Consider the following 13,250-nt stretch of genomic DNA (forward strand, 5'->3'; position numbering starts at 1 on the left):
TCTATTTAACGTAGAATAGAAGGTTTATATTACCTTTTTTTATCTGATTTAAACATGGAATCTAATATAGTATTGATTCCTTGAAAAATAAATACAACCGCAAGTATGCAGAAAGCAATACCTGGCATTAAGAATATGATGGGATGATCACTTCCAGCGCCCAAATAAATTAAGATAGGTCCAGCAATTAAAAATGGAATGGCAGTCATGAGTCTTGTGATGCCTTTTCCTAATACTTCTTTATCTGTTGATGGCTGTTGCTGTTCCATTAACAGTTGTCTATATGGTTGATAGCAGATCGTACACTACCGTATTCTTTTAATGCGTTTTGAGCGTTTTCATAATTAATACCGGTCTGTTCCATAATCATTCTAGTACCACGGTCTACTAATTTATCATTACTCAATTGCATGTCAACCATTTTATTACCTTTTATATGTCCTAATTTAATCATCACTGTAGTACTGATCATATTGAGAACCATTTTCTGAGCAGTACCAGCTTTCATGCGACTACTGCCAGTCACAAATTCTGGACCTACAATAGGAGTGATAGGGTAGTTTGATTCTAACGCAATGGGACTATTTGCATTACAAGTAATAGAACCTGTAGAGATATTTAAACGATTGCAACTTTTTAAACCTCCTAAAACATATGGAGTGGTTCCACTGGCTGCAATACCTATCACGGTATCATTTTCATTAATAGAATAGGCTTGTAAATCTTTAATTGCTTGTTTGGTATCATCTTCGGCATTTTCTACAGCATGTCTTATAGCTGTGTCACCACCAGCGATAAGGCCTATGATTTTATCTGGAGATACACCAAAAGTTGGTGGACATTCACTAGCGTCTAAAATTCCTAATCGACCACTAGTTCCTGCTCCTATATAAAAAAGTCGACCACCAGACTTCATCTTTTGAACGATACTATCTACAAATGATTCAATTTGTGGAATGACCTGTTGTACAGCAATAGCTACTTTCTGATCTTCGCGATTGATGTTATTAAGAAGTTCTATGGTGGACATATTTTCTAGTCCATCATATAAAGAGTCTTGCTCTGTGGTTTTAGTAAACATGAATTAATAAGTTATGGTTTCTGTGATCTCTAGACCATAACCTATCATACCTATACGCTTACTTTGCTCACTGTTAGTTAACAGCTTTAATTTTGAGATTTTTAAGTCGTGCAGTATTTGAGCACCTATACCGTAATCTCTATTATCTAGGTTTTTGCGTGGCGCTTTTACCTCGCCATTTTGTTGTAATTCTTTTAATTGTTCTAATCTACTCAACATATTTTCTGGTTGAAACTGCTGATTTATGAAAACAATTGCTCCTTTTCCTTCCTTATTAAGACGTTCAAACATAGCGTCTATTTTTCTGTCAGCCTCAGATGTAAGCGTACTGAAAAGGTCATTATTAACCTGAGTAGAGTTCATACGTGTTAGTACTTCCTCATCTTCATTCCAATCACCTAAGGTTAATGCTAGGTGTATTTGTTGATTTGTGGTTTGTTGATAAGCTCTTAATCTATATTCACCAAAACGAGTGCGTAAATTAAAGTCTTCTTTTTTCTCGATGAGGCTATCGTTTTTCATACGATAAGCCACTAAATCTTCTATAGAAACTAATTTTACATCAAACTTTTTTGCAACTTCAATCAATTGAGGTAAGCGAGCCATCGTTCCATCTTCATTCATGATTTCTACAATCACACCTGCAGGTTCATGTCCGGCTAATCTTGCAAAATCAATAGCAGCTTCAGTATGCCCAGTTCTTCTTAAAACGCCACCATCTCGTGCTCTTAAAGGGAAAATGTGACCTGGTTTACTTAAATCATGACCTCTAGTATCTTCATGAATCATCGCTTGGATGGTCTTTGATCTATCGCTGGCACTAATACCAGTGGTTACTCCATGACCTCTTAGATCTACAGAAACCGTAAAAGCAGTTTCCATAGGGTCAGAATTATTAGTAACCATCATATCCAGTTCTAATTCTTTACAGCGCGACTCTGTAATAGGCATGCATATCAATCCACGACCATGAGTGGCCATAAAGTTGATCATTTCTGGTGTTACAGATTGTGCGGAAGCCAGAAAGTCACCTTCGTTTTCCCTATTTTCATCATCTACAACAATGATAACCTTACCTTTTTTGATGTCCTCAATAGCATCTTCAATAGAGTCTAGTTTAAAGGAAGTATTTTTTTGAATTGCAGTACTAGCGGTCATAGGGCTTCATCTTTTGCACAAAGATAAGAATTAGACGGCTCTAGTAGGATTCTTTGGCTTTTTTTTAAACTTAGAAAATAAGGATTCAACAGCACCTCCTAAATCAAAAAATCCTTGATCTGTAGTAGCTCGATAGGTAAGTAATATGCCTAATGGAAAAATGATTAATGTTCCCATCCAGGCACCTATCCAAGTAGGGAATGCACCTTCAACGGCAGCTTTCTCTGCAAAAATATTGATGAAGTGATAGGTTAAGAAAAATAAGGTAGCAATTACTAATGGTAATCCCATTCCACCTTTTCTAATAATAGCTCCTAGTGGTGCTCCAATAAAAAATAGTATAATACATGCAGCTCCTAGAACAAATTTCTTCTGTATTTCAATCTCGTGCTTTGCGATACGTTTAGATTCTTCACTAAGTTGAAATAGCCTGTTTTTTAAAGATGATCGTTGTTGCTTTAATTTATTAATGGTATTCTCAATAGTACGTCGCTGATCATATATTTTTAATTCACTAATAAAATTATCTGTGATTTCACCAGCCTTTATGGTATCAGTAATTCTTGACTTCATCAGTTCTGGTGCCCATTTTCTGTGCTGTGCTTCATGATAGAAGGATAAATTATCATTAAACTTTGTAGTAAATGAATCTATACTGGTTTGTAGCTCATGAATTTTAAGCATGCGATGATTATCGGTAACATCTGCTTTATTAAGGTCCACATTATTTAATCCTGATACGTCAACATTAAGCGTATAAGTATCAAAGTAACTGCGTACAAAAGGAGAACTTCTTCTTTTTTGTGCATTTTCAGGAAAAAGGTCGTCATAGTAATTACCATCCGTCAGAACTAGCTGAATGATATTAGACTTTAAGGAGCTTTTTAATTCACCTTTTCTACTTTTTATGACCGTATAATTCCCATTGCGCTTCGGGTTTTTTTTATGGATGAGAACGTTGTCTAAAAATTGACCGCGATCACCTGTTTTTTGATCTACTTTAATATTGATGTCACCTAATTGGTTGAAATTACCAACTCCTATGGCCATTGCAGGTTTACTATTTACAATATTTCGCCGTAGATTTCCTTGCTTGAAATGTCCCCAAGGAATCACCGTATTTGCAAAGAAAAATGAAGTGACACCTAATGTTCCGACAACAATGATTAACGATCGCATGGCACGTTGTAAGGATATACCATTAGATTTCATGGCTGCAAATTCATAATTTTCGGCCATATTACCGAAAACCATTATAGATGCTAGAATGATACTTAAAGGTAGCGCTAGAGGTACAATAACAGGAATAGTGTACATCATAAATTTAGCTATGGTAATCATATCTAAATCCTTTCCTGCAAGATCCTTAATGTAAAGCCATATGGCCTGTAGGATAAGAATAAACATAATGACAATAAAGACGCTTAAAAACGTCTTTATAAATGAAGTCAATATGTATCTATCCAGTATTTTCAACTTAGTCTAGGTTCTCAATATCCCAACCATCATAATCTTTAGGATCAAAGTAGAAACATTTCTTTGATAAAGGCTGATTAGTCTTAAGTGATAATAGGGTAAAAGTAGCTTTAGTACCGCTTACTTCTGTTACAATGGCGTTATAGATATGTTTTGTATTGATATCTATTCCTAGCAATACTTGTTTGTACTCAGAGTCTGATTTAATAGGTGTTAACTTAATGTATTGAATCTTACGACCTCTAACATTTTGTTCTATATCCCATTCTGCACGATATCCTTTTTCATAGAACGTTAATATGTTAGTAGGTGAGATCAGTCCGTCCTCATTATCTGTTTGCGTAGAAATGGTTACCTGTTCATCTTCACGATTAATGACATATAGTTTATCACCGTTAAAAACATAGGTGCTTCCTAAGAACTCCACATTATAGTTGTCACCACTTAAAGTGGCTTCACCTTGAACATCCATATTCAATTGTGACCTTGAATTTTGAAGATTACCTTTATAAGTAAATACTACATTTTCATAGCTCTTAAACTTAGTCGCTACTTCTTTAAGCAGTTGTTCTGCTTTTGATGATTGTGCGTTACTTATAAAAGCAACAGATAATAGTAATAAAATGAAAATCTTTTTCATGGTCTTAACCTTTGTTTTTTTCTTCGTTTAAAAATACTTCTAGAGATGCAAGGTCCGGTATTAAAACCTGTCTCGCCTTGCTACCTTCAAAACCACCTACTATTCCGGCTGCTTCTAGTTGATCAATAATACGACCAGCTCTATTGTAACCTAATTTTAATTTACGTTGCAATAGTGAGGCACTACCTTGTTGTGCAATAACGAGCACTTCTGCAGCTTCTCTGAATTTACTATCTCTTTCGTCTATGCTTATATCAAGACTTGTGCCACCTTCTTCACCTACGTATTCTGGTAGTAGGTAAGCATCTGGATAAGCTTTTTGAGAACCTATAAAGTCGGTGATTTTTTCAACTTCTGGAGTATCGACAAAGGCACATTGTATTCTTATAATTTCATTACCAGAAGTATAAAGCATATCTCCACGACCTATTAATTGATCTGCACCACCGCTATCCAAGATCGTTCTAGAATCCACTTTTTGTTGTACTCGAAAAGATACACGAGCAGGGAAATTTGCTTTAATCATACCTGTAATTACATTTACAGATGGTCGTTGTGTCGCGATAATTAAATGAATTCCAATTGCACGTGCCAGCTGTGCTAGTCTGGCTATAGGAGTTTCTACTTCTTTACCAGCAGTCATTATAAGATCTGCAAACTCGTCAACTACCAATACGATATATGGAAGAAATTTATGACCATTTGCAGGATTCAATTTCCTCGCTTTAAATTTAGCATTGTACTCTTTAATATTACGACACATCGCTTCTTTAAGGATGTCATAACGTTGATCCATCTCAATACACAAACTATTAAGTGTATTAATTACTAACGAATTATCGGTAATAATTGCCTCGCCGCTATCTGGTAACTTTGCGAGATAATGACGTTCAATTTTATTGAATAAAGTTAATTCTACTTTTTTAGGATCTACTAATACAAATTTCACCTCTGCAGGATGCTTTGAGTAAAGTAGGGAAGTCAATACGGCATTAAGACCTACAGATTTACCTTGACCAGTCGCACCAGCCATAAGTAAGTGAGGCATCTTTGCAAGATCCACCACAAACGTTTCATTACTAATTGTTTTTCCAAAAGCGATAGGTAACTCCATTTCGGCTTTTTGAAACTTAGGTGATGCAATCACAGATCGCATGGATACGATAGAAGGGTTTTGGTTAGGTACTTCAATACCTATGGTTCCTTTCCCAGGTATAGGTGCAATGATACGTATACCTAATGCTGCTAGAGATAAGGCAATATCATCTTCCAGGTTTTTAATTTTTGAGATACGTACTCCAGCTTCAGGGACGATTTCATATAAAGTTACCGTTGGACCTATAGTCGCAGTAATTTTAGCAATACCTATTTTATAATTGTTTAGGGTTTCAACAATTTTTAATTTGTTTGCTTGTAATTCCTCTTCATTAATAGTAATGGTTTTACCTTGAGAATAATCTTTAAGTAACTCTAGAGGAGGAAATTTAAAATTGCTCAACTCAAGAGTTGGGTCGAACTCGCCAAAGTCTTCTACAATCTTTTCTGCCTTACTATTAATATCCTCATCTTCGTCGATTACGGCGTTGATTTCTACATCAACATCACCATCGTCTTGTTTAGGAATTGTTTTAAGAACAGGCTCTGGAATTACTTCTGGTTCTGGAATAATCTCAGGTTCTGAAATGGTAACTTCCATTTTATCGGATTCTGGTGGAGTAGGAGTAGCAACCTCTTCAACGACTGTCTGTCCTTCAATAGTTGATTTTTCCCAGTCTTGCTCTTCATCAGACGGAATTAAATCTGGCTCAAAACTGTCTTTAACCTCAGTAGCTTTTTTAGCAAAATAAGCACTTACTTTTTCAGGTGTGATATTTAATCGCAACACCATGTAAATAATAGCTAGTATGATCATTACCACTATAGTACCTAGCAGTCCAATATAATCTTGTAAAAAGTCATTTAATTCCATTCCTACCTTACCACCTAGTAATGGATTAGAAGCATGAAAAAAGCCCATAGTCATGGACAGCCATAACATTAATAATAATCCCCAAAACCATAGATTGAGGATACGCTTTCGCGAAAGCGTAAACACATCTTTCTTTGCAGCAAATAGAAATATACCAGTAATGATGATCAATACCGGAATCGATAGCGCAGCGATTCCAAAACCATCATAAATAAAAAAGTTACTTAATCCAGCTCCTATTTTACTAAGCCAGTTTTGTGCTACAATCTCGCGGTCAGATATATTGCCTAATATACTTTGATCTTCACGCCATGTAAAGAAGAAAGAGATAAATGAAAATAGAAGGATGACACCAAGACCCATCAACAACAAACCTATTATGACCTCTTGTACTCTGCTTAATGTAAAGCTAGGTATCAGTGGTTTTTTAGGTGATTTTGGTTTGGTGGTTTTCTTTTTGGCCATATAATAAGGTGAACGTACAAAAATAACAATATTGTACTCTTATCAATAGATAGTTATCAGTTAATAATCAACGAAGATATTAATAGATTGAAAAACAGTAATAAAATTAATTTATACCACTAATTTTCATTTAGTTAAGAAAATAAAACTGCTTTGATGTACGGTACATAAATGATCAGCCCTATGATTACTGCTGTTATAGCAGTTATAAAAACGGCACCAGCTGCAATATCTTTTATATGTCCTATTTTAATATGAAAATCTGGATGAATAAAATCTGCAATAGCTTCTGCTGCAGTGTTCATGCCTTCTAGACTCATAATGAGACCTATTGATATAATTTGAATCATCCACTCTGTATTAGTGATATCAAAATAGAACCCAGCAATGGTCATCACTACTGCAATAAAAGCTTGTACTTGTATACTAGCTTCTGTTTTTAATAAGGTTACGGCGCCTTTAAAAGCATAGCCGCAACCTTTTAATCTTTTATATAAAAATGTACCTAGTGCCAATTATAATAATGTCTTTAGGGCTGCAAGATAGTTAGGTTCATCTGCAATTTCAGGAACTTGCTCGTTATAAATAACTTTTCCTTCTTCATTAAGAACTACCACAGCTCTAGAATGGAAACCTGCTAGCGGTCCAGACGTCATAGTTAGTCCATAATCTTTACCAAAAGACCCATCGATGACATCGCTTAAATTCACAACATTTTCTAATCCTTCATCACTTGCAAATCGTTTTTGAGCAAATGGTGTATCTCTAGAAATACAAAGTACAGCGGTATTATCCAGCTCAGTAGCTCTTTTATTAAAGTTCTTTACAGATGTTGCACATACATCAGTATCAACACTAGGGAAGATGTTAAGAATGACTCTTTTGCCCTTATAATCGTTAAGAGAAGCTTCAGATAAATCTGCTTTTTTCAATTTGAAGTCTGGTGCCTGACTTCCTACATCTGGTAGTGTGCCACTGGTAGAGATTTCATTGCCTCCTATAGTTATCGTTGCCATAATATTAAAATTTAAGTTGTGATTTTATGTTTTCTATTTTATCGAATAGTATCGATTTTAATTCTGGATCTGTTATACCATCCTTATCATTAAAATTTGATGAGAAATTAGGGAGACTGTAGGTGTCTATAACTTCACCATCATTAAAAGGTAATCTCGCTTTTGCAATTTCTAAAACACTTGCACCACCACGACCACCAGGTGAACTAGCCATTAAAAATATAGGTTTGTTATGAAAACCTTTAGTACCATCTACACGAGATAACCAGTCGAATAGGTTTTTAAAAACAGTTGCATAAGCACCGTTATGTTCGGCTAGAGAGATGATTAACAAATCAGATTCTTTAAGAATAGTTGAGATTTTGAAAATATCATTGGGAATCCCATTCTCTAATTCTAGATCCATACCATATAAAGGCATATCATAATCATTAAGATCTAGAACTGTGGTGTCTGGTTGATTAAATAATGATGCGGTATAGGTAACTAATCTTTTGTTGATTGATGTTTTACTGTTACTACCGGCAAATGCTGTGATCTTCATATAAATGTAATGATTGTATAAAAGTAGATGTACCTACAGCAATAATGAGTTGACAAAATGTTAATTTATCTATTGGTGTAAGTAACTAATTATAGCCTGTTATTAACTTAATGGTGGCCAGATATTATTCTCGGCCGGATTTTTAGGGTTAAAGACAATCCATAGGTGTTCTCCCGGTGGTCTGCGTAAGTTGGTTTCATCCCATACGTTTACAAAATCGGTATGTTTACCATCTGGAGTGTCAAATTCATAATCGATACGCACAGGATTTCTGTTATTGATATGTTGATTCATATCGATAAAAACATCTAAGATGATACCACGTGTAGGCACACCAGATTTGAGAGCATTTAATTTATGATTGGAATTTTTTAAACTCCATCGCAAGATAAAAAAGCCTATTAAAGGAATAATCAACATGGGCCAAAAACACAATCCTGGAAAAAGAAAAATACAAAAAATAGCACCGACTAAAAAAGATGGGTTTTTCCAATATTTGATTTTTTTCTCATAGCCTGGTGCAAGATATCGAGGTGCCACTGGTGGTTCTGGTAATCTAGGTGTGCCAGGTATGTGAGGTAACTCACCACCACAACTGTTACAATTTGTGGTTAAATCTCGTCGGTTAGAAGAACTGCCCCAGCCACACTGTAAAACCCAAGGTTCTAAAACTGCAATAGGTCCACCACATTTCTTACATTGTAAATGGTCGTTATCACACTCAGTAAGGCACCATTCACAGGCTGTTATTCCATGTTTCATTATAGATAGTAATCTGCATATGCAAGTATAGCATCTATTTCATCATGAGACAATTGCGGAAAAGCATTCATATTAGTTTGGTTATACTCATTATAGATTTTAATCGCGTCTGCGTCACCACTAGCTATTTTTGCCTGCGGATCTTCTATCCAAGAATAAATCCAGTCTCGGTCGTATTTACTGGACACGCCAGCTAGTGCAGGTCCTACCGCACGTTTGTTAGGTTTGTGACATGAAGCACAATTTGCTTTAAATAAATTTTGACCTAGCAGTTGTTGCTCATTGAACTGAGGTTTAAGTGGTAAATCAGGACCAGTTTGTATCGCCAGTTTGCTGTGATTGGATGGCGCATTATGATCTATATAAAGTACAACTCCTGCACATATTCCTACAGCAAGGATCATAAAAGTAAAAGTGTAAGCGATAATTTTAGTTAAAGGTTCCAGCATTTTTTTATTTTTATAATCGATAATGTTTCTGCGATTTATCAGCTTTAAATCTCTTAATATGTGAGGTTTATCACGCTTTCGCAAAAGCGAAATTAAAAAGCTTATTAAAAATACGTCCCAAACGTTAAATAGACCAGAAAAAAGGAAGTTTTTACAATAGATAAATCACATACTATCATCTATTTTTGTTTAAAATACCTATAATGACTATCACCCAACTGAAGTACGTTCTTGCTGTAGCACAATATCAAAATTTTACTAAGGCAGCAGAGAAGGTTTTTGTAACGCAACCTACCTTAAGTATGCAAATTCAAAAACTGGAAGACGAGCTAGATATCCAGATATTTGACCGTTCTAAAAAGCCTATTGAACTTACTGAAACAGGAAAGAAAATCGTGAATCAGGCGCGTAATATCGTCAATGAAAGTGATCGTATACAAGATATAGTAGATCAAGAGAAAGGTTACATAGGAGGAGAGTTTAAAATAGGTGTGATACCGACGGTAATGCCTACATTGTTACCTATGTTTTTACGCAATTTTGTCAATAAATATCCTAAGGTTAAACTGCGTATTGAAGAGCTGACTACAGATAGTATTATTGATGCTTTACAAGATGGTAGTATCGATGCTGCTATCGCAGCAACACCTCTTAATAATGAAATGATTAAAGAGCGCATCTTATACTACGAGCCTTTTGTAGTATATGATCCTAGATATGCAGGTCAACAGAAATCTAAAATTAAGGTAGAGGACCTAAACGCAGACGAGCTACTATTATTAGAAGATGGACATTGTTTTAAGGACAGTGTATTGAACCTATGTCGTAACACTAGAGATACTGAGGATGAACATTTCATGCTAGAAAGTGGAAGTTTTGAAACGCTTATTAAACTAGCAGATGAAGGTCTAGGTATGACTTTATTACCCTATTTAAACACGATGGATTTAAGTGATCGTAAAAAGGAAAATTTACGATTTTTTGAAGATCCATCACCAGCACGTGAGGTAAGTTTAATTTACCATCAAAGTGAATTAAAATTACAGATTATAGATGCGTTGCAAAATGTTATTGCAGGTGTTATTAAAGGCGCTATCGCTTTTTCTAACGTGCAGATTGTAAGTCCTATTTCAAAAAAGTAATTTAGTTGCTCCTAGATTAATTTAAAATCATATAATACTTCAATAGCTCCGATGATCTATTTACAGATGCATGGAGCTATTTCTATTTGATAAGCAGCAGACTTACTTATTCTTCATCCTCATCTTGATTATGAGTTTTAAGCCATTCTTCACCTTTTTTATCTCTGAAAAAATCCATCCATACATAATACATCAATTCATCTTGTTCTACAGATACAGAATGACTAGAACCTAACGGAATGTGTAGTACAGAATACTCAGGGAAATCAACCTGGCCATCATCTGCATAAACGGTACAGTTGTTATCTGATAGGCCTAAAAATAGCTGTTCTAACATAGGATGTTCGTGCGCACCTACTCGATCTGGTCCAGTCGTTTGTACGGTACCCATTGCAATTCTAGGAATATATTGATTAGGCAATATAGTACGACTTACCGTGTTAGGACTCTTGATAGGTTCGGTATAGGATTTACAATCGGTAAATTTTGCATAGTATACCTGTTGCGTGTTTTCTACAGGAAACTCTTTTAGATCCATAAGATCTTGATCTGTTAGCTTACTAGATATTTTAAGATAATGTAATGTGTCACTTACAGTCGTATTTACAGTAATAGATGACACCGCATTAGGCAGTAAAATGGTTTCTGGTACGATGTCATAATCTTTATTTGCAGCATTTACAGTTCCGTTTCCTTTTACAAATAAATAGATGTATTTAAATCCATCCTGTGATTGATCTTCTAGATGGTGTTCTCCTGTAAGAGCAATGTGCTTTACATGAATACCTTTTATTTCATTCTCTAAAATGGTTTCTGTGTACGTGTTTTGATCTGGACTGACGTCTAAATATTCTATCGGAATCTCTGAGCCACAAGAGGTGAATATTAAAGATCCTAGTAATAAAAGTGAGAATAAATTTCTTTTCATCGTACAACCATTTTTAAATTTTAAAAAAGGTACAACTTATCACAGTTCCTAAAGTATTAGAAAAGAGTTGTATAGTTCAATTAGTTGTATGACAGTTGGTTATCGCTTTCGCGAAAGCGTAATAAAAACAACTTTACCTATTCACAAAGTATGGCGGATTACATAAAATAAAACCCTACCAGTGATAGCCAGTAGGGTTTGATATAGGTATTGATATGGTAGAGGTAGTTTTATTTCTTATCTACCAGCGCTACTTTTTCATCAGAAATAGTAATCAGTTTCTGCTTGTAGAGATGACCTAGGGCTTTTTTATAAGCCTTTTTACTCATGTTAAGGTGATAGCGTATATGGTCTGGCGGACTTTTATCTGTTAAGAGTAAGTATCCATAAGGACTTTCATTAAGCAAGGACATCACCTTGTCTACATCACTATCAATCACGTTAAGGAAGCCTTGCGGTCTTAGAGAAACATCTATCTTGCCATCTTCTCTTATATTTTTGATATAGCCTGTATGCTTAGAATTATCTTCTAACTCTACATAAACCTCGTTTCTATATAGTAATCCTTCATGGACACCATTAATCATTACCGTGTAACCTAGAGGCGTTTCATTTACTATGATGAGGTCTACTTGATCTCCTACATTAAAATCCATTGCTATGCGTTTTTTGAGGCTGTGAAATTATCTAAAATTGATGACTTTTCGGTCGTTTTAAGTAATTGTTATAAAGGATAGGGAAGTGGCAGTATAGAGCAATTCTCATTAAGAAGTGAATCTATGATTCTAGAATGGTGCTTCTTTGTGTCTTTTTCTTGTATTGAAACTTTGGAGCGATTTCTTTGCTTGCTGTTTTTGAATAGTTCTTGCTATCTGGATTCAACATATAATCCAGTTGATATTCGATCATTTTTTCAAATGGAACTAGAAACTTACCTGTATCGCAATTTTCTAAACCACCAGTTTTAAGTAAGTTCAATACGGTATAAACAGATTCTATGGTACTTAAACATAGAGATTCTGGTTGTTGCTTGATGATAAACTTTGATTTAATAGTATTGTCAAAGCTTACTCTTTTAAGCTGTTGCAAGTTTGTACTTAGTTTAAGCATTTTACGAGCACATGGCCAGGTACCATCTAGTATAAATAGATAGGGACGCTGTCCCATAAAATCATTCATTTCTGTATCATTACTGGTAGATAAGTTGAAACTTTGTTTACCAGGATAGAGTAGGAAAGAAGCGTTATTTTGATCTGCCAGAATTTCATTAACGCGTTGATGCTTATTAAAATCTACACCTACGATAATCTCTGCATTATCTAGTTGTAGGTTGGTCATGTGACCGGTACCATTTTTTTGTTTCTTATACTCTTTAGGATGCATTAAAATTACAAACCTAGTGTTTGTTTGCAACGGTTTGATATGTTTACAAACGCAAGTGCTTACAGGCCTCATGCAAGTGTAACACTGATTTCTATGCTGTTTTAATTCTTCTTGCAAGGTTTTTTTATCGTTTGCTATCAGGCTGTAAATTTAAGAGTTTGAATCAATGACTATAGAATTATAGCAAGAATAAATGAAGCTATTGATCCAACGAGTATTAATTTATAATTTTTTGCA

At 34.9% G+C, this 13,250-nt stretch carries 15 protein-coding genes; 1 reads left to right on the top strand and 14 read right to left on the bottom strand.

Translation table 11 applies throughout. The features are described 5' to 3' along the window. Positions 1-29: 29 nt before the first annotated feature. The 11 genes from IL45_RS13305 to IL45_RS13355 all read right to left on the bottom strand — a co-directional run bounded on the left by IL45_RS13305 (position 30) and on the right by IL45_RS13355 (position 9,560). Entirely contained in the window at positions 30-269 is a 240-nt protein-coding gene (locus IL45_RS13305) for a DUF6095 family protein (protein WP_036584789.1), read from the bottom strand. Beyond that, positions 269-1,081: an N-acetylmuramic acid 6-phosphate etherase gene (gene murQ / locus IL45_RS13310; RefSeq protein ID WP_036584791.1), complete on the bottom strand. Its 813-nt coding sequence runs from the start codon at positions 1,079-1,081 to the stop codon at positions 269-271. The genes IL45_RS13305 and murQ overlap by 1 nt, the downstream gene beginning before the upstream one ends. Before the next feature lie 3 nt (positions 1,082-1,084). Continuing rightward, positions 1,085-2,239, bottom strand: coding sequence for a 3,4-dihydroxy-2-butanone-4-phosphate synthase (ribB, locus tag IL45_RS13315; RefSeq protein ID WP_036584793.1), 1,155 nt, complete (start codon positions 2,237-2,239; stop codon positions 1,085-1,087). A gap of 30 nt (positions 2,240-2,269) precedes the next feature. Next, positions 2,270-3,715, bottom strand: a complete 1,446-nt coding sequence (locus IL45_RS13320) for an LptF/LptG family permease (RefSeq protein ID WP_051788736.1) — start codon at positions 3,713-3,715, stop codon at positions 2,270-2,272. Between the two features lies 1 nt (position 3,716). Then, positions 3,717-4,355, bottom strand: coding sequence for a LolA family protein (locus IL45_RS13325; protein ID WP_036584798.1), 639 nt, complete (start codon positions 4,353-4,355; stop codon positions 3,717-3,719). Positions 4,356-4,359: 4 nt separating this feature from the next. After that, positions 4,360-6,789 (bottom strand): FtsK/SpoIIIE family DNA translocase, encoded by a 2,430-nt coding sequence (locus IL45_RS13330; RefSeq protein ID WP_036584800.1) that lies wholly within the window; start codon positions 6,787-6,789, stop codon positions 4,360-4,362. A 134-nt stretch (positions 6,790-6,923) separates the two neighbouring features. Continuing rightward, a complete protein-coding gene (locus IL45_RS13335; protein ID WP_036584801.1) occupies positions 6,924-7,304 on the bottom strand; it encodes a diacylglycerol kinase in 381 nt (126 codons plus the stop codon). Further along, positions 7,305-7,805: a thiol peroxidase gene (tpx, locus tag IL45_RS13340; protein ID WP_036584803.1), complete on the bottom strand. Its 501-nt coding sequence runs from the start codon at positions 7,803-7,805 to the stop codon at positions 7,305-7,307. 4 nt (positions 7,806-7,809) lie between these two features. Next, positions 7,810-8,349: an NADPH-dependent FMN reductase gene (locus tag IL45_RS13345; protein WP_036584805.1), complete on the bottom strand. Its 540-nt coding sequence runs from the start codon at positions 8,347-8,349 to the stop codon at positions 7,810-7,812. Positions 8,350-8,451: 102 nt separating this feature from the next. Then, entirely contained in the window at positions 8,452-9,111 is a 660-nt protein-coding gene (locus IL45_RS13350) for a hypothetical protein (protein WP_036584807.1), read from the bottom strand. Then, the gene (locus IL45_RS13355) at positions 9,111-9,560 is read right to left on the bottom strand and encodes a c-type cytochrome (RefSeq protein WP_235183356.1); all 450 of its coding nucleotides are present in this window, start codon (positions 9,558-9,560) and stop codon (positions 9,111-9,113) included. Before IL45_RS13355 ends, IL45_RS13350 begins: the two co-directional genes overlap by 1 nt. Before the next feature lie 203 nt (positions 9,561-9,763). On the opposite strand from IL45_RS13355, the gene IL45_RS13360 reads away from it, so the two are divergent. After that, a complete protein-coding gene (locus tag IL45_RS13360) occupies positions 9,764-10,702 on the top strand; it encodes a LysR substrate-binding domain-containing protein (RefSeq protein ID WP_036584809.1) in 939 nt (312 codons plus the stop codon). Positions 10,703-10,808: 106 nt separating this feature from the next. Here the strand turns inward: IL45_RS13360 and IL45_RS13365 are convergent, their stop codons facing one another. The 3 genes from IL45_RS13365 to IL45_RS13375 all read right to left on the bottom strand — a co-directional run bounded on the left by IL45_RS13365 (position 10,809) and on the right by IL45_RS13375 (position 13,130). Then, entirely contained in the window at positions 10,809-11,630 is an 822-nt protein-coding gene (locus tag IL45_RS13365) for a PLP-dependent aminotransferase family protein (protein WP_036584811.1), read from the bottom strand. A gap of 230 nt (positions 11,631-11,860) precedes the next feature. Further along, positions 11,861-12,286 (bottom strand): S1 RNA-binding domain-containing protein, encoded by a 426-nt coding sequence (locus tag IL45_RS13370; protein ID WP_036584813.1) that lies wholly within the window; start codon positions 12,284-12,286, stop codon positions 11,861-11,863. Between the two features lie 121 nt (positions 12,287-12,407). Continuing rightward, on the bottom strand, positions 12,408-13,130 hold the full coding sequence (locus IL45_RS13375; RefSeq protein ID WP_081866620.1) for a tRNA-uridine aminocarboxypropyltransferase: 723 nt from the start codon (positions 13,128-13,130) through the stop codon (positions 12,408-12,410). Positions 13,131-13,250: the final 120 nt, after the last annotated feature.

The sequence above is a fragment of the Nonlabens ulvanivorans genome (assembly GCF_000732625.1).
In the GTDB taxonomy this organism is placed as follows: domain Bacteria; phylum Bacteroidota; class Bacteroidia; order Flavobacteriales; family Flavobacteriaceae; genus Nonlabens; species Nonlabens ulvanivorans.

Coding starts and splice junctions, on each gene's coding strand:
- IL45_RS13305 (WP_036584789.1), bottom strand. CDS start 269: ATGGAACAGCAACAGCCATCAACAGATAAAGAAGTATTAGGAAAAGGC.
- murQ (WP_036584791.1), bottom strand. CDS start 1,081: ATGTTTACTAAAACCACAGAGCAAGACTCTTTATATGATGGACTAGAA.
- ribB (WP_036584793.1), bottom strand. CDS start 2,239: ATGACCGCTAGTACTGCAATTCAAAAAAATACTTCCTTTAAACTAGAC.
- IL45_RS13325 (WP_036584798.1), bottom strand. CDS start 4,355: ATGAAAAAGATTTTCATTTTATTACTATTATCTGTTGCTTTTATAAGT.
- IL45_RS13330 (WP_036584800.1), bottom strand. CDS start 6,789: ATGGCCAAAAAGAAAACCACCAAACCAAAATCACCTAAAAAACCACTG.
- tpx (WP_036584803.1), bottom strand. CDS start 7,805: ATGGCAACGATAACTATAGGAGGCAATGAAATCTCTACCAGTGGCACA.
- IL45_RS13345 (WP_036584805.1), bottom strand. CDS start 8,349: ATGAAGATCACAGCATTTGCCGGTAGTAACAGTAAAACATCAATCAAC.
- IL45_RS13350 (WP_036584807.1), bottom strand. CDS start 9,111: ATGAAACATGGAATAACAGCCTGTGAATGGTGCCTTACTGAGTGTGAT.
- IL45_RS13355 (WP_235183356.1), bottom strand. CDS start 9,560: ATGCTGGAACCTTTAACTAAAATTATCGCTTACACTTTTACTTTTATG.
- IL45_RS13360 (WP_036584809.1), top strand. CDS start 9,764: ATGACTATCACCCAACTGAAGTACGTTCTTGCTGTAGCACAATATCAA.
- IL45_RS13365 (WP_036584811.1), bottom strand. CDS start 11,630: ATGAAAAGAAATTTATTCTCACTTTTATTACTAGGATCTTTAATATTC.
- IL45_RS13370 (WP_036584813.1), bottom strand. CDS start 12,286: ATGGATTTTAATGTAGGAGATCAAGTAGACCTCATCATAGTAAATGAA.